This window comes from Paraclostridium dentum, from assembly GCF_048568265.1.
Lineage (GTDB): Bacteria > Bacillota > Clostridia > Peptostreptococcales > Peptostreptococcaceae > Paraclostridium > Paraclostridium dentum.
Map to the genome: position 1 here is coordinate 903,554 of NZ_CP183813.1, position 18,208 is coordinate 921,761.

14 protein-coding genes are annotated in these 18,208 nt (G+C 27.7%); 12 read left to right on the forward strand and 2 right to left on the reverse strand.

Annotated elements, in window-relative coordinates; translation table 11 throughout:
* The first annotated feature begins 32 nt into the window (after positions 1-32).
* The 4 genes from mgtA to ACN6I1_RS04015 all read left to right on the forward strand — a co-directional run bounded on the left by mgtA (position 33) and on the right by ACN6I1_RS04015 (position 5,354).
* Positions 33-2,726 carry a magnesium-translocating P-type ATPase gene (gene mgtA, locus ACN6I1_RS04000; protein ID WP_419743290.1) on the forward strand — a complete coding sequence of 898 codons (2,694 nt, stop codon included), beginning with the start codon at positions 33-35 and terminating at the stop codon, positions 2,724-2,726.
* A gap of 164 nt (positions 2,727-2,890) precedes the next feature.
* Entirely contained in the window at positions 2,891-4,165 is a 1,275-nt protein-coding gene (locus tag ACN6I1_RS04005) for a 5'-3' exonuclease (RefSeq protein ID WP_419742795.1), read from the forward strand.
* Positions 4,166-4,267: 102 nt separating this feature from the next.
* The gene (mobA, locus tag ACN6I1_RS04010) at positions 4,268-4,879 is read left to right on the forward strand and encodes a molybdenum cofactor guanylyltransferase (RefSeq protein WP_419742796.1); all 612 of its coding nucleotides are present in this window, start codon (positions 4,268-4,270) and stop codon (positions 4,877-4,879) included.
* 34 nt (positions 4,880-4,913) lie between these two features.
* Positions 4,914-5,354 carry an MOSC domain-containing protein gene (locus tag ACN6I1_RS04015; protein ID WP_419742797.1) on the forward strand — a complete coding sequence of 147 codons (441 nt, stop codon included), beginning with the start codon at positions 4,914-4,916 and terminating at the stop codon, positions 5,352-5,354.
* A gap of 148 nt (positions 5,355-5,502) precedes the next feature.
* Here the strand turns inward: ACN6I1_RS04015 and brnQ are convergent, their stop codons facing one another.
* The gene (gene brnQ / locus ACN6I1_RS04020; RefSeq protein WP_419742798.1) at positions 5,503-6,789 is read right to left on the reverse strand and encodes a branched-chain amino acid transport system II carrier protein; all 1,287 of its coding nucleotides are present in this window, start codon (positions 6,787-6,789) and stop codon (positions 5,503-5,505) included.
* A gap of 889 nt (positions 6,790-7,678) precedes the next feature.
* On the opposite strand from brnQ, the gene yjeM reads away from it, so the two are divergent.
* The 8 genes from yjeM to ACN6I1_RS04060 all read left to right on the forward strand — a co-directional run bounded on the left by yjeM (position 7,679) and on the right by ACN6I1_RS04060 (position 16,896).
* Entirely contained in the window at positions 7,679-9,223 is a 1,545-nt protein-coding gene (yjeM, locus tag ACN6I1_RS04025; protein WP_419742799.1) for a glutamate/gamma-aminobutyrate family transporter YjeM, read from the forward strand.
* A 223-nt stretch (positions 9,224-9,446) separates the two neighbouring features.
* Positions 9,447-10,268, forward strand: coding sequence for a hypothetical protein (locus ACN6I1_RS04030; RefSeq protein WP_053831103.1), 822 nt, complete (start codon positions 9,447-9,449; stop codon positions 10,266-10,268).
* Positions 10,269-10,387: 119 nt separating this feature from the next.
* Positions 10,388-11,575 carry a trans-sulfuration enzyme family protein gene (locus tag ACN6I1_RS04035; RefSeq protein WP_419742800.1) on the forward strand — a complete coding sequence of 396 codons (1,188 nt, stop codon included), beginning with the start codon at positions 10,388-10,390 and terminating at the stop codon, positions 11,573-11,575.
* Between the two features lie 328 nt (positions 11,576-11,903).
* Entirely contained in the window at positions 11,904-12,410 is a 507-nt protein-coding gene (locus ACN6I1_RS04040; protein ID WP_419742801.1) for an RNA polymerase sigma factor, read from the forward strand.
* A gap of 12 nt (positions 12,411-12,422) precedes the next feature.
* Positions 12,423-13,283, forward strand: a complete 861-nt coding sequence (locus ACN6I1_RS04045; RefSeq protein ID WP_419742802.1) for a DUF3298 domain-containing protein — start codon at positions 12,423-12,425, stop codon at positions 13,281-13,283.
* Between the two features lie 291 nt (positions 13,284-13,574).
* Positions 13,575-15,113: a phosphoenolpyruvate carboxykinase (ATP) gene (locus ACN6I1_RS04050; RefSeq protein ID WP_419742803.1), complete on the forward strand. Its 1,539-nt coding sequence runs from the start codon at positions 13,575-13,577 to the stop codon at positions 15,111-15,113.
* A 198-nt stretch (positions 15,114-15,311) separates the two neighbouring features.
* Entirely contained in the window at positions 15,312-15,851 is a 540-nt protein-coding gene (hpf, locus tag ACN6I1_RS04055) for a ribosome hibernation-promoting factor, HPF/YfiA family (RefSeq protein WP_021431434.1), read from the forward strand.
* 154 nt (positions 15,852-16,005) lie between these two features.
* Positions 16,006-16,896 carry a potassium channel family protein gene (locus ACN6I1_RS04060; RefSeq protein ID WP_419742804.1) on the forward strand — a complete coding sequence of 297 codons (891 nt, stop codon included), beginning with the start codon at positions 16,006-16,008 and terminating at the stop codon, positions 16,894-16,896.
* An 11-nt stretch (positions 16,897-16,907) separates the two neighbouring features.
* Here ACN6I1_RS04060 and ACN6I1_RS04065 read toward each other — a convergent pair whose 3' ends face one another.
* Positions 16,908-18,200: an HdeD family acid-resistance protein gene (locus ACN6I1_RS04065; protein WP_419742805.1), complete on the reverse strand. Its 1,293-nt coding sequence runs from the start codon at positions 18,198-18,200 to the stop codon at positions 16,908-16,910.
* Between the last annotated feature and the right edge of the window lie 8 nt (positions 18,201-18,208).

The following is an 18,208-nucleotide window of genomic DNA, read 5'->3' on the forward strand; positions in this document are numbered from 1 at the left end:
CAAAATAGTGAGGAGGGAATAATATGAAAATCATGAACATGAAAACAAAAAAAATAGAAGTGAAAAAAGAGGAAAGAAGAAATTTAACAGAAACTAAATTAAAAAAAGCTGCGGTATTATCACAAACAGAATTATTTGATTTTTTACAAACAGATTCAAATGGACTAAGTGATAAAATTGCTAAAGATAGAATAGAAGAACATGGATTAAATGAAATAACAGATAAAAACAATGATACATGGTATAAGAGATTATTTAATTCATTTGTAAATCCATTTACAATAATACTTGTAGTGCTTGCACTAATATCATTTATAACAGACTTTGTTATAGCTGCTCCAGAGGATAGAAGTTTAACAGCTGTAATTATAATAGGTAGTATGGTCACATTAAGTGGAGTATTAAAGTTTGTTCAAGAAGGAAAATCAAGTAATGCAGGTAAAAAGCTAAGAGAAATGATAATAACTACAGCTACAGTATTACGTGGTGGAAAAGAAGTAGAAGTTCCAATAAATGAACTAGTTCCAGGAGACATGATAAAATTAGCTGCAGGAGATATGATTCCAGCAGATATAAGAATATTATCATCTAAGGATTTATTTATAAGCCAGGCATCAATGACTGGAGAATCTGAACCTGTTGAAAAGTTTGGAAAAGAACTAGAGACAGTTTCTGTGATGAGCCAATCTATACTTGAACTTGAAAACTTAGCTTTTATGGGAACTAATGTAATAAGTGGATCAGCAACAGCAGTTGTAGTAGTTACGGGAGATGACACTTTTATAGGTAATATAGCTGATATAGTTACAGAAAAAAGAGAAGAAACAAGTTTTGATAAAGGTGTAAATTCAGTAAGTATGATTTTAATCAAATTTATGGCAATAATGGCTCCAACGATTTTCATAATAAATGGATTAACTGATGGAGACTGGCTAGAAGCATTCTTATTTGGTATATCAATTGCAGTAGGGCTAACTCCTGAAATGTTACCTATGATAGTTACTACAAATCTTGCAAAAGGTGCAGTAGCAATGTCTAAGAAAAAAGCTATAGTTAAAAATTTAAACTCTATTCAAAATTTCGGAGCTATAGATGTATTATGTACTGATAAAACAGGAACTTTGACAGAAGATAAAATAATATTAGAGCGCCATTTAGATGTTGAAGGTAATGAAAATTTAAGTGTTTTAAAACATGGATATTTAATAAGTAAATTCCAAACAGGACTTAGAAACTTACTAGATGTAGCTATACTTGAATATGGAGAGAAAAAGAATTTAGCTGATATTGTAAGTGCATATGAAAAAGTTGATGAAATTCCATTTGACTTCACTCGCCGTAAAATGTCAGTAGTATTAAGTGATGAAGATAATAATAATCAGCTACTAACAAAAGGTGCGGTAGAAGAGATGTTAGACATTTCAAGTAAAGTGGAGTATAGAGGAGACATAGTTGATTTAACTGAGGACTTAAAAGAAAAAGTTTTAAAAACAGTAGAAGACTTAAATAGCAAAGGTATGAGAGTTATAGGTGTAGCTAGAAAAGCTAACGTATCAAAACATACAGAATTTTCAACAGCTGATGAAAAAGATATGATTTTAGTTGGATATATAGCATTTTTAGATCCTCCAAAAGAGTCTTCATATGAAGCTATAAAAACTTTAAATGAATATGGAGTAGATGTAAAAGTATTAACTGGAGATAATGAACAAGTAACTAAATATGTATGTAAACAAGTTGGAATAGATGTAAGTAATATAATACTTGGACATCAAGTTGAAGTAATGTCAGATGAAGAATTAAAAGAAGTAGTAGAAAGTACAAATGTATTTGCAAAACTTTCACCAGAGCAAAAATCTAGAGTTGTATCAATGTTAAGAATCAATGGTCATGTAGTTGGCTTCATGGGAGATGGAATAAATGATGCACCAGCTATGAGAAAATCAGATGTTGGTATATCAGTTGATACAGGTGTAGATATAGCAAAAGAGTCAGCAGATATAATACTACTTGAAAAAGATTTAATGGTTCTTGAAAATGGAATAAAAGAAGGTCGTAAAACTTATGCAAATATAATTAAGTATATAAAAATGACTGCAAGTTCAAACTTTGGTAATATGTTTAGTGTATTAGCATCAAGTATATTCTTACCATTTTTACCAATGCTTCCAGTTCAATTATTAATGCTAAACCTTATATATGATATATCTTGTATGTCAATACCATGGGATAATGTAGATGAAGATTACTTAAAAGTACCACGTAAGTGGGAAGCAGCATCAATTGGTAATTTTATGAAATGGATAGGACCTACAAGTTCAGTATTTGATATAACAACATATCTATTAATGTACTTTGTTATATGTCCTGCTGTATTAGGTGGCGGATATAATGATCCGGGAGTAGACAAAACTTTATTCATGATGTTATTTAATGCAGGATGGTTTGTTGAATCATTATGGTCTCAAACATTGGTAATTCACATGATAAGAACACCAAAATTACCATTTATTCAAAGTAGAGCATCACTTCCACTACTTATATTAACAACTATGGGTATAGCTGTAGGAACAATAATACCATATACTCCATTTGGAAGTGCATTAAACCTTTATCCTATGCCAATGATATACTTTGCATGGTTAATAGCTACAATAATAGCATATATGGTTTTAGTTACTATAGTTAAAAAAATATATATAAGAAAATATGGGGAATTATTATAAATGACTGAATAAAAAAGAAGGATATATTGAGCTGATAAAAGGCAATATATCCTTCTTTTTCTATAGTAAATATAGTTAATATATCTATAATTTCAAAATAATAAAATGTATATGTTATAATTAATACATTGAGATTAATGACCATTAAAAAAGAGGAGAGAATTATGGATTTATTTGATTTATTAGAACAAAAAGAAGCTAACGAAAAAATCAAAGAATCTGAATTATCTAGAGGAGATCATATAAGACTTAATAGTTATGTTGGATCTAGATTAAATACAGATTTTAGAACGAAAAATAAAAAAGCTAATAATATAAAAGAAGAAATAGATACAATAAAAGATGTTAAGGAAACTAAAAATATTGAAATAAAAGAAAGTGAAAAAGTTAAATATTTAAAAATAGATAAAGATAATAATAAAGAAAAACTACTTATTATAGATGGGTCATCATTACTTAGTACAAGTTACTTTGCAAGACTTCCAAGACAAATAATGTTTGCTAAAACAATTGAAGAAAAAGAACAATTTTATGATAAGATACTTCAAACAAAAGACGGAATATATACAAATGGAGTTTTTGGGTTTATGCAAATTATGCTATCTATGATAAAAGAGCAAAAGCCTACACACTTAGCAGTTTGCCTAGATTCTACTAGAATGACTTTTAGAAAGTTAATATATGATGATTACAAAGGAACAAGAAAACCTATAGAAGTTCCTTTAAAAGAACAATATGATTTATTAAGAGAAATGCTTGAAACTATAGGGGTTAAGGTTTTAATTTCAACTCCAAGTGAAGACTATAGCAATGTATTTGAAGCTGATGACTTTGCAGGGAGTTTGTCAAAGCAATTCCAAGATCGAATTCCAGTTGCGCTATACACTAAAGATGAAGATTATTTGCAATTAGTTGACCACAACACAGTTGTATGGATGAATACATCAAAAGCAACTGATATAGCTAAAACTTGTGATATAAACTTAAAAGAGTGTAACTTACCAAATAATACATTTGAGTATACAGTTGATTTATTAAAGAAAGTTAAAAAATTAAAACCTCATCAAATAATTGACTATAAATCTATATCTGGAGATTCTTCAGATAACATTCCAGGTATAAAAGGATTAGGAGATACAACAAGTATACCGCTACTTCAAAAATATAATACACTAGAAGATATATATAAAGATATAGAAGGATTAGATGAAAAAGGATTAAAGTTAAAAGCAACAGATTGGAAAAATGAACTAGGAATAAGAAATCCTATGAAAAAGTTAGTTGCAGAAAAAGACAATGCATTTATGTCTAAACAGTTAGCAACAATAAAAACTGATATAGATGTAGGTTTAACTTTAGATGACCTAAAAATAAATATAGACAAAGATATATTAAGAGAACAACTAGATAAGTATGAAATGAAAAGTATAAAATTATAAAAAGCAGAAAAACCTCAAAAAAATAGAATGAATAGCGAATGGTAGAGGTGTAAGTTTTAGCGACCTTTAAAGCGTTTTACTAGCTTTGGGAGGGAAGGTATTATGAGCGTATGTAAAAGTGCAGTTATATTGGCTGGTGGGAAGAGTAGTAGGATGAAATTTGATAAGCAGTTTTTAGTAATAGATGAAAAAAGGCTTATATATGATTTAGCCAATAAATTAGAAAACAATTTTAATGAAATTATAATTGTTACAAACAAACCTGAATTTTACAATGATTGTAGTTATAAAGTTGTTGTAGATGAGATAAAAGAATGTGGACCTTTAAGTGGAATACATACAGGTCTTAAGAATGCTAGCAGTGAATATGTTTACTTCTTAGCGTGTGATATGCCTAATGTTGATAACAATTATATTAAGTTTTTGAAAGAAAACATAAGTACATTATATGATATTTATATTACTAAGTTAGATAAATTTGCAGAACCATTTCATGGGGTTTATAAAAAAAGCTTATATGAAGATATAGAAAAATTTCTATTAGTGAGTGAGAAAAAATCTATAAATAGATTTTTAGATAATAAATCGATTTTTTATTTAAATGAAGATGATTTTAATAGAAATCATTTTGATTTAAATATTTTTATTAATTTAAATAATCAGGAAGACTTAAAAAAATTTATAAATGAAGTAGATTTAAATAGACGTTACTAAAAAATAGGTGGAAAAAGTGGGGAGTATAAAAGACATGAATAAAAAAGGAACTGTATTAGCTATTAATATAAGTGAGAAAAAAGGAGTTATAAAAACTCCAATAGAAGTAGGTACTTTTAAGGAAGATCATGGGTTAGTAGGAGATGCTCATGCAGGTAACTGGCATAGACAAGTAAGTTTACTAGGAGATGAAAGTATAGAAAAAATAAGACAAATGGGAATAGAAGGTCTAGGTACTGGAAAATTTGCTGAAAACATAACTACAAAAGATATAGTTTTATATAAATTACCAGTAGGTACTAAGCTTAAGGTAGGAGATACTATTCAAGAAGTAACTCAAATAGGTAAAAAATGTCATGCTGGATGTGCTATAAAAAATCAAGTAGGGGATTGTGTAATGCCTAGAGAAGGTATATTTACAAAAATTATCAAAGGTGGAGAAGTAAGACCTGGAGATACAATAGAAGTAATATAAGAATAGATATAAGGGTAAGTTTTAAATAGTAAGGAGCTTAAGACAAATATATAAGTTTTGCTTCCAAAGTTGAAAAGATGCTTTGAAGGTCGCTAAAACTTATATATTTATCTTTTGCTATCTATTTAAAACTTACCCTTATTTTATTTTAAAGGGATGAATGGGTAGTAGTAGCTTTTGATTTAGTTGGAATGAAGCTAAATACTATGGCTCCTATTATAGCTGGTAAAATCCAGTTAAATCCTAAGCTTGCAAGTGGAATTTGATGAACAAATTGTATGCTTAATCCTAAGCTATCTATAACATTAAGTAAACTTATTAAAAGTGTTGCATAAGCTGAACCTTTTAATGTCATATCATTAGGAATAATCTTTTTAAATATATTCATAACTACTAAAACTATAGTTACAGGATAGATTAAACTTAATATAGGAATTGCTATTTGTATAATTTTATCAACACCAAAGTTTGAAACTATTGCACTGAATATACAAATGAATATAACTATATGCTCGTATTTTAACTTTTTATTAGTAAAATCTTCGAAAAACTTACCTGTAACAGAAGTTAAACCTATTGAAGTCGTAAGACATGCAAACCCAACTACAACTGCTAACATAATAGTTCCAGTACTTCCTAATAACTGATGAGTAATATTTATAAGTAAAGCTGTTTGAGATATATTTGTATCGTATAAGCTAGAAGCTGTAGCTCCTAGGAATGTTAACCCACCGTAAACAACTGTAAGCCCAACACATGCTATTAAAGCAGATTTTATTGCTAGTGATATATTTTCATTTTTATCTGTATAACCTTTACTAACAAGAGAAGTCATAATTAAGGCTACTATTCCACCTATTCCTAGAGCATCCATTGTTTGGTATCCCTGAGTAACTCCTGTTATAAAAAGATCTGAAGAATTAACATCTTCTAAATTTCCTATAGGAGATACTATGCCCTTTACTATTAAAAATGCAAGTGATAGCAATAAAATTGGAGTTAAAAATTTACCTATTATATCCATAACTTTAGTAGGTTTTATTGTAAGTAAAAGTGTTATAGAGAAAAATATTACAGAGAATAAAACCGGGTTAAAGTTTTTTGCAAGTGGTAATATACTCATTTCAAATGTTGTTGCTCCAGTTCTTGGAATAACCAATATAGGACCAAGACATAACATCATTAAAAACTCCAAGCTAATTCCGAACTTCTTACCAGCTCTACCTATTACATTTTGAAGGCTTCCAGCTTTAGAAATTGCAATTATTGATAATAAAATTATTCCAACATCAGCTAATATGAAACCTAAAAAGCTTATTAACCAGCTACTTCCAGAGGAAATACCTATATATGGGGGGAATATCAAGTTTCCTGCTCCAAAGAACATCGAGAATAGAGCAAATCCTATTATTAAAATATCTTTATTTTTATTCATAATTAATCCTCTTTTCTTAATAATTTATAAAGTATATGCAAAAAGGCCACATAGTGGATACTATGCAGCCTTTTTTGCCTAGGATTAAAAAAGCCACATAGTATTATCTATGTGGCCTAAGGACAAGCTAAATTTAGCCATCATAGATACAAACAATTTTACGTTTGTATCTATGATTTTCGATTTATATCATAAATACAAACTTAACTATAATAGCTAAAATAAAACTTATTAAATTGTAAGTTGTTAGTTAAGTTTATATTAATCATTTTCATTTAATCTCCTCATTAAAATTTATTTTTGTTAGAAATAATTATATGAGTTAATGATAAAAAATGCAATAGTGAATTTTAAAAAAATTAAAAAAATTTTAAAAATGTAATTTATAATTAAATTAAAACTAAAAAATCTAAAAAAATTTTTTAGCTTCAATTTAAAGACATTTGAAGGAGGTAAGTCAAAAAACAATAAAGTTGATTGAAAAATAACAGAGTACTTATGTATTTAAAAAAATAAAAAAATTTTAAAAATAATCAAAAGTAAAATTTAATCATTATAAATTAAAATAAAAAATAATAATATATAAAATTCGGCATAGAAATATGTAGAAAAATAGAAAAAATATGAGCATTTCAATGAAAATAGTTATATATAGTATAAAATTATAAAAAAATAGGAGGATTTGAAATATAAACGCTTTGAGTAAATGTTTTCAAATGTCGGATTTTTTTGAATAGAAAAAAAAATCACAATATTTAAATTAAGCTAAAATCTATTGAAAAGCAAAAATAATGATGATAATCTAACAATAAATAAGGGGATGATAAATTAATGACAGAAATGTTATTAATTTGTCAAAATAAAGAAATCATATTTAAGGGGGATTCACATGTCACAACCAAGCAATAATAATGTCAAAAAGCTTACGCTAGTACCATTAATACTTATGATATTTACATCGGTATTTGGATTTGGTAACATGCCAAGAGCATTCTACCTAATGGGATATGCAGCTATACCATGGTACGTATTAAGTGCTGTACTATTCTTTATACCATATGCATTTATGATGGCGGAATATGGATCTGCATTTAAAAAAGAGAGTGGAGGTATGTATTCATGGATGGAAAAATCTATAGGAGCTAAGTATGCTTTTATAGGTACATTTATGTGGTACGCTTCTTATGTAATTTGGATGGTGAGTGTTTCTTCTAGTTTATGGATACCGCTTTCAAATGCTATATTTGGGACAGATGTTACAGGAAGTTGGAGTTTATTCGGATTAACATCAGTTCAAACTTTAGGAATATTAGGTGTGATATGGATAGCAGTTGTTACATTTGTAGCGACTAAAGGAGTTGACAAAATAAGTAAAATAACTTCTATAGGTGGAACTGCTGTTGCACTACTTAATATAGTCTTATTAGTTGGAGGTATATTAGTAGTAGTTTTAACTGGGGAATTAGCAGAACCTATAAGTAATGCAGCTCAAGCTTTCACTGTATCACCAAGTCCTGATTACCAAGGATTTGTACCTGTTTTATCATTCCTAACATTTGCAGTATTTGCATTTGGAGGATTAGAAGTTTTAGGTGGTCTTGTCGACCAAACTGAAAATGCTGAAAAAACGTTCCCTAAAGGACTTGCAATATCTGCAGTAGTTATTTCGGTAGGATACGCAATTGGTATATTTGCATGTGGTATGTTTACTAACTGGAGTGAAGTATTATCTGGAGAAAATGTAAATATGGCAAATGCTACATATGTATTAATGGCAAATTTAGGATACAAAGTAGGAATAGGATTTGGATTATCTGAAAGTATAGCTCTTACTATGGGAGCTTGGACTGCTAGATTTGTTGGATTTTCAATGTTCTTAGCATTAACTGGAGCATTCTTTACATTAACTTATTCTCCGCTTAAAACTTTAATACAAGGAGCACCAAAAGAGTTATGGCCTGGTAAATTAGGAGACTTAAAAAATGGTATGCCTGTAAATGCTATGAAAGTTCAAGCGATTATAGTAATATGTATTATTTTATTAGTATCTTTTGGTGGAAGTAATGCAAAACAATTCTTTACAATACTAACTTTAATGACAAATGTTGCAATGACTATAACATATATGTTCTTATCAGCAGCATTCCCAGCATTTAAGAAAAAGCAATTAAAGGGAGAAATACCAAAGGAATATGTTGTGTTTAAAACTCAAGCTAGTGCTACTATATCAGCTATAATAGTAACTGGAATAGTAGGATTCGCTAATGTATTTACTATTATAGAACCTTTAATGGATTCTCCTGCAAGAGTAGGTGATACATTAACTATGGTAGGTGGACCATTAGTATTTGCATTGATAGGATTTGTATTGTTTACAGTGTATGAGAAAAAACATAGTTTAAAAGAAAGTAAAAACGAAAAAGTTGTAGGATAGATAAAAAAGGAGAGGTGATTACTCTCCTTTTTTTACGCTTAATAAAATTACACACACTAAGGAATTGTTGATAATTTATTAAACCTAGTGAGAACAATAGATTGCACTTTAGCAACGGTTGAAGTATCTCAAGCAAAGCAAATTTTTTGTAAATAGTTTTAGAAAATTTAAAATTATTGTATAATAAATTGAAACTATAATTAGTAATTAAGGATGTGTGTAAATGAGTGTGAAAATATACGATAAGGATAACCCGAGTTTAGTGAACTCTATGGTATGTGCAATAGACATATTAGGATTTTCTCAAATGATAGTAGATTCTTGCGAAGAAGGATATGGAGATAAACTACTTAAAGAAATTAATTATCTTATAAATAAAAATAAACAGTGCATAATCCCTAATAAATATAGTAAAGGAAAGATTAAAATATTTACTGATAATATGGTTGTTGCATATCCTATAAATGGAGATGGAGAAGAAGAATTAGATGAGATATTAGAAAATGTTTCAGAGTATCAGTTTAACTTATCTTTAGAAGGTTTATTTGTAAGAGGTGGCGTTAGTGTTGGAGATTTTTATATAAACGATGATATAGTATTTGGGCCAGCTCTTCTTGATGCACATAATACAGAAAGTAAAGTATCTTGTTATCCAAGAATTGTACTCGATGACAAGACTGTAAAAAGACTACAAAAGTATATAAACTATTATGATGTAGCTCCCCAAAAGAATAAGATACTTATAGATAGTGATGGGCAGTGGTTTTTGAACTACCTAAATACTATATTTAAATATTATACAGAGTGCAGTAATGACTATGAATTTGAGAGAGTTCAACAAGAGCTATTGTTTAGACATAAAAAGAAACTTGAAGAATTACTACATAAACATAAAACAAATATAGTGGTTTGGGATAAGTATGTTTGGACAGCTAATTATCATAATTACTTCTGTGATTTACATTTCCCAGAGGAAAAATGGCTTAAAATAGCTAAAAAGGATTTACTATCATGGCCAAGACAAATTTTAAATAGCGATATATAATATAAAAATAGCTGTATATTAGTATAAAATAGACTAAATACAGCTATTTTTAATTTTTAAAAAGGATATACACATAAAGGTATCAAACTCTATAAATAAGTATGTTTAGGAGGGGTTTTATGAGAGAAAGTAATTACGATGAAACTATGCTTTTGCACTATGGGGAGGACAAAAAAGACTATCAAGGGGCAGTAGTACCACCTATTTATCAAAATAGTTTATTTACTTTTGAGGACTGGGATTCTATAGATAGAGCTTTTGATGATCCTGTAAATAATTGCATCTATACAAGAGGAAAAAATCCTACTGTATCAATTGTTGAAGAAAAGCTATCTAAATTGGCAGGTGGAGAAAAAGCAAAGCTATTTACATCAGGAATGGCTGCCATATCTTCTGCTATTATGCACTTTGCAAAACCAAATGGACATATAATTACATTAAAAAATATATATGGACCAGCTAACAACTTTATGGGAAGTTATTTAAAAGAAAAAATGAATATCGAAGTTACATACATATCAGGTAAAGATGTAAACGAGTTTAGTAAAAATATAAAAGAAAATACTTGTTTAATATACTTAGAAAGCCCTTCAAGTGTAGTTTTTAGTTTACAAGATATAAATGAAATTTCAAAACTTGCAAAAGAACATAATATAAAAACTATTATAGATAACACTTGGGCTACACCTATATATCAAAAACCTTTAAAAATGGGAATCGATTTAGAGGTTCACTCTTGTTCTAAATATATAGGAGGACACAGTGATATAGTAGCGGGAGTTATAATAGGAAGTGAAAAAGATATAAAAGATATATTTGAAAAGGAACATGCTTTATATGGTGGTAAAATAGCTCCATTCGAAGCTTGGCTAATAATGAGAAGTTTAAGGACATTGCCTATAAGATTAGCTAAACATCAAGAAAATGCACTACAAGTTGCAAAATTTTTAGAAAGTCATCCAAAAGTAAAAAAAGTATATTATCCAGGAATTGAAAGTTTTGAGCAATATGAATTAGGAAAAAAACAAATGAATGGATATACAGGACTAATGGCTATAGATTTAGATTGTAAAGACCTTGATAAGATAAAAGCATTTGTAAATAGATTAGAGTATTTTTACATAGGTGTAAGTTGGGGAGGATTTGAAAGCTTAGTTTATGCTCCGGCTATAAGTTATTTAAAAGAGATGACTCCGGACAAGTTTGATGCTATGGGAATTAGTTTAGGAAGCATAAGACTTTCTATAGGATTAGAAAATTATAATGACTTAATATGTGATTTAGAAAAAGCACTTAGCATATTATAAATTAAAATTAGAAAAACTATTAAAAATGAAAGTGAAGTTTTTTAGAGTATCATTAGATAATGATACTTTTTTTACGCTTAAGGAAATTATACTTAACTAATTTTTGTGGATAACTTATGTAATATAGTGATACCAATATCTTGATAAAAGTAAAAAATGACATTTTGAGCAACGGACGGAGTCGTTGGCGACATGAGCGAAGCGAATTTTTTATTGATGAAAACTAAGCTAAATAAGAAATTATATATTAAATTAAAAAAATTAAAACTTTTTAGTATGTATAAAGCGTCTATATATATGTAAGGTGAAAGGAGGTCTATAGATTTAGATGAAATTATTGAGCTCAAATAAAAAAATTAAAGAAAAGAAAGTTAAAGACTATATAGTAAACAATCAAGAAAGTTTTTATAAAGTAGCATATAGTTATGTAAAAAATCAAGATGATGCATTAGATATAGTACATGATTCTATATGCAAAGCACTTTCAAAATTAGATTCTCTTAAAGATGAAGAAGCTATTAAACCATGGTTTTATAAAATTTTAATAAATAGTTCTATAGACTACATAAGAAAAAATAGTAAGTATGTAACTTTAGAAGAAGAGTTGTTATTTGATGAATACAATTCAAATGACACATATACGGATATAGATCTTCAAAGAGCATTAGAAAAACTTCCAGAAGAATATAGAGTTATTATAGTTTTAAGATACTTTGAAGATATGAAAATAGATGAGATAGCAAATATACTATCACAAAATACAAATACAATAAAAACTAAACTTTATACTGGACTTAGAAGACTTAGGATAAAAATAAAAACAGAAGATTATTAAGGAGTGAAGTTTATGAAGGATATAGATAAAATAAAAAAATTAAAACAAAATTATGATGATATAAAAATACCTGAAAATTTAAATGATGTTGTAAATGATGCTATAAATTCAAAACACAGAAATAAGAGGATTAATAAAAAATGGATAGTAGCTGCAGCATCTGTATGTGTTGTTATAGGCGCAGTTAATATAAATAAATCATTTGCACAAAGTTTAGAAGAAATACCTGTAATAGGCAGTGTAATAAAGATAATAAACTTTTCTAATTATCAAATAAAAGAAGATGGATACGAGGCATCTATAAAAGTACCAAAAATTGAAGGTTTAGATAATAAAGATTTAGAGTATAAATTAAATAAAGAATTTGAATCGGAAGGCAAAAAATTATACGATCAATATCTAAAAGAGGTTAAATCTTTAAAAGATTCTAACTCAGCAGGTCATAAAGCAGCAGAATCGTGGTATGAAGTTAAAACGGATAATGATAAAATACTATCTTTAGTAATATACAATTATGAAGCACAAGGTTCTTCTAACACTACAAGAAAATTCTATAATATAGACAAGAAAAATCAGGTTATATTAACACTAGAAGGTATGTTTAAAAATGACAAATATATAGATGTTATAAGCAATAATATAAAAGATCAAATGAAAAATCAAATGAAACAAGATGAGAATAAAATATATTGGTTAGATGATAAAGAAATGGGAGATGGAAATTTCAAATCTATAGATAAAAATCAAGATTTTTATATAAACAAAGATGGAGAACTTGTTATTTGCTTTGATAAATACGAAGTAGCACCAGGATACATGGGATTAGTTGAATTTACAATTCCAAATGATATTATGCAGCCGCTAATGAATTAGGGAGGATAATAATGGAAACGAGAGCTTATATTAGGGTTTTATTTATTATAGGGTGGATAGGGCTATTTTTAACCATATTTATGATAGTTCCTAGTTTGACTATTTAAAATTAAGGTATTAATATGTAAAGGGTCTATTAAAGGATAGGCTCTTTTTTTTATGTAAAATAATAGTTAGAAAATAAATTGTATGAAAGAATATAAAAAATACGTAAAATTAGTAGACATTTTTGGAAAAAATGATATACTAATAATGTAAAAAAGATACACTAATTGAAGGTGGAGGGGACGTATGTTTAGTATAAATAATATAAATGATGGGTTATTTGGAAAGGTTATAGCAAATCCAACTAGAAAAGAATTAAGAGATTTAGCAAAAGATATGGAAAAAACAACAGAGTTTAAAAGTGCTAGTTATATAAGTGAAGTTAGAAGTAGAAGTGCTAAAAATACTTATATAGTTGATGAAATAAAAACTGGTGTAGATCAACAAGAAATAAGTAAAGCTAAAGCTGATGAAATTGCAGCTAAAGTATTTGAATATATAAAAGATAAAGAAATGATAAGAGTAGATAGAAAAATGGGTATGAGTGATAAGTTTTCATATAACTGTAGATTATATATATCTAAAAAATATGCAAGAATAGCTCACATGTGGAACAATACATTATTTAATCCAACTGATAGTGAAAATCCAGATTTAGTAAGTATATATGTTCCAGAATGGCCAGAAAGAATAATGTTTGCATACCCAGAAAGTGGCGTTACGTTTATACTAGGAAGTGACTACTTTGGAGAATCTAAGAAATCTTTCTTAAGAATGGCTATGTATAAGGTAAAGCAAGCTGGAGGATTAGGATTCCACGCAGGTAGTAAAGTACTTAGAGTATATGATAAAAACAAAAAATTAAAAGATGTTGGTTTCATAATGTTTGGACTAAGTGGAACAGGAAAAACAACATTAACTATACATGATCATGAACTAACTGGAGAAGAAAAAGCTATAGTAAGACAAGATGACGTTGTGTTCATGGATGAAAATGGATATTGCGTAGGAACTGAAAATGGATTCTATATAAAAACTGAAGGATTAAACCCAGAACAACAAAGTGTGTTATATAAAGCCGCTACTAGTGAAAATGCAGCATTAGAGAATATTAAAGTTTATGAAGATGGAAAAGTAGATTTTTATGATACAAGTTTAACTTCAAATGGTAGAGGCGTTATATTAAGAGAAGAAATAGATACAACAGATGACACTGTTAATTTAGAAAAGGCAAATAAGATAATATTTATAACTAGAAGAAAAGATGTAGTACCTCCTGTAGTTAAGTTAGATCCAAAACAAGCTTTAGATACATTTATGTTAGGCGAGTCTATAGAAACTTCAGCAGGGGACCCAACAAAAGCAGGTCAATCAAAAAGATGTGTTGGAACAAATCCATTTATAATGGGACCTGAAATAGAAGAAGGTATAAAACTTAGAGAAATATTACAAAACAACCCTGATATGGAATGTTTCATACTAAATACAGGAAGTGTTGGAGCTAAAGATGATTTTGATGGTGAAAAATTAACTATCAAAGTATCTACTACTATAATGAAAGAAATAGCAAGAGATAACATAGATTGGGTAGAAGATGAAGAATGGGGTTATATGATTCCTTCAAAAATAGATGGAATAGATATAAATAAATATAATCCAAGAAATTATTACACTAAAGAAGAGTATGATAAAATTGCAAATAAATTAAAATTAGAAAGAAAAGTGTGGTTAGCTAAATACGAAGGGTCTCCAGAGGAAAAAATAGCTGCTACTGTTTCAATATAATAAAGAAAGAGCTGTCTTTTTAAGATAGCTCTTTTTGCATTTGGTAAAATACCCCACAATTAATATTATACCATGAAAAAAATATAAAATATAGAATGGAAATTTGGAAGAAGTTGCTATAGAATTAAGGTAAGTTAAATATAAAACCTTACAAAAGATTAAGTATTTAACAATTGTTTATACAAGGAGGTACTACTTATGAATATAAGAGTAATCGGTAAAAATATAAATCCAACAGAAAGCATCAACGCTAAGATTGAGAGTAAGATGGAGAAATTACAACAGTACCTAAACGTAGATACAGATGTAAAAGTTACTATAAGCGCTGAAAAAGAAAAACAAACAGTTGAAGTAACTGTATTACCAATAAAAGGACCTATAATAAGAGCGGAAGAAGGACAAAAAGATTTATACTCAGCTATAGATGGAGTTTATGATAAGTTATATAAACAACTTAGAAAGTATAAAACTAGATCAAAAAATAGAAAAAATAGTCATCAAAGTATAAGATTTGAAAACATAGAAGATTATAATTTTGAAAGTAATATAGATGAAAAAGATATTCACATAGAAAGAGTTAAAAAATTCTCAATAAAACCTATGAGCAGTGAAGAAGCAATACTTCAAATGGAATTGCTAGGACATGATTTCTATATGTTTAGAAATTCAGAAACTGATAAAATAAACACTGTATATAAAAGACATGGATTAGGATATGGAATAATTGAAGAACAATAAAATAAAAATCGATTGCTTTAGTGCAATCGATTTTTTTATGCAATGAATTAGGTATTTAGCAAGGTTTCTAGGCATTTAAAGTCTTAATTGAATTTGACATTAAAGTAAATTTAAGTAATATTAATAATAGAATTATTTATAAGGTGGAGGGAAAATGGGAAGTTTTATAATTATTGTTGTAACAATTTTTTCGATAGGAATATTATTAATTAGAAATAGAAAAATTAATAAAAGGTTAAAGACATCGATTTTAAAATCAATAAAAGAAATAAATAATGCATATAGAGATTTGTTTACTGATAAATCTATCTTAATTAGAATAATCCAGGCTATTCTTATTTTGATAGCAGAATTAACAAGTTTTATCACTATTTATGCAGGAATAATTAAATATTTACATATAAATTTATATTATGGAAAAATTGAATGGATAATAAAGCTTTGGTTAGCCATAGTATGTCTTATTATAGTACATTATGCTATTGGATATATACTGGCATTAAGTTTAAAAATACAAAATTTTATACATAATGTTGAACATAAAAATTTAAAGGTAGACTTTATACTAAGCTACTTTATGATAAGCAGTTACTTAACGGTAGTGTTGATTTTTCCAAAAGAGTTTACAAATAATATATATGTAGGATTAATAGGTATGATAGTTTGCTACTATTTAAATATAAAAACATTAATAACCTTAATTGCAAATCCTGCTAATATTAAATCTATAAAAAAAGAAGATAACGGATACTCTAGAATTATTATTGCATCTATCCTTATATTAATAATGTTAATTATTAATTTATATTTAATTGTTTGCCTAGTTAATGGATTAGAACAAGGCGCATTTTTAAATGCTAATAATAAATTTGATTTATTTTACTATACGGTAATAACCTTTACTACTATTGGGTATGGGGATATAATTCCTGTTACAGTACTTGCGAAGATAACATCAATGTTAATATCTGTAACTAGCGTTGTTTGTTTGAGTGTGTTTTTAAGTAGTATGCTTTCATATAAAGATGAGTTATCTAAGGATTAGATAACTCATCTTTAATTATTTGTATGCTTTTTATAAATTTTCTTTTTTATTACAATAGTATTTTTCCTTCTAAATAAATTTTCTAAATAGTTATAATAAGTTCCAGGAGTTATAATCCCATTAACTGCTATTAAATCTAGACCAGCTGAACCTACAATTGTATCAGCTAATCTAACACAATTTGCAGTTAAAGTAAAATAAGTTTTAAAATATCCGGATTTAAATTTATAGTACTTACAATTTGCGTCAAGATACATTATATTTGTCTCATCTGTATAATCTCCATTTGGACTGAGTTGAGCTGGACATTTCCATAAATAACAATTAGATTTAATTTTATTTATTCTATTTTTTATTAATTCATGTTGATCTTTAGTTAAAGCTAATGTAAAACCAATTAATGATCTATTAAATTGTGTATTTAAAATTTCTATATATTTATCAGTTTCAACTTCAATTAAAACACCATCACTTACAAGTGTAAATAACCTATTAGAGCTACTGTCATAAGTCCCATATGAGTATGTAGTATTTTCGAATGAGATATCTATATGGCCAAACCCGTTTGCACAATCAGGAGCAAGATGTATAAATATATCAACAGTTGAATAAGGGTTGCTTGCATTTAAAACATCTTTATTTTCTATAAATGTGTCTTCATCAGAATCTAATTTAACAAATTCATTTACTTTTTCAAGAAGTTGCTGAGGTATAAATGCCGAATAAAGTAGGGGCAATCCTATTCTAACTTTTCTTTTGAGTTTATCAGGAACTATATTTTCATCAGAAATTTCTTTGAAAAAATCAGCTAAAAGAGTAAGTGAATAAAGTATTACATATATACCTGCTAGCTTTGAAACAAATATCATGTATTCTTGTGGATGAAATAAAAGTACAACACTAAAAATTAATGACACAACACTTACTATTAACCCAGATAACCATCCTTTTACTTTATTTTTATACAAAATTAATGCGGCGGTAGTTCGTGCTAAAAAATTTAAAAATGCATATATACCTATTATTCTAACAGCTGAAATTCTAAAAAATTCAGGATGGAATTTTATTGACAATGAAAGTATTACATATAAAATACCTAAACTAAGTTTTCCTAACATCGTATTTTTACTATTAAATATATAAGATAGTATATGTAAAACACCTATAATCAAAAGGTATATGGATATCATATTTAAAGTTAGATTACTTACAAATTTGGAATTAAACAGGACCATTATTCCAAAGACAAATACGGCAATGGATGAAAATAATATTGAAAATGGTGAAATAGTTTTTACTTTCATGAAAACCT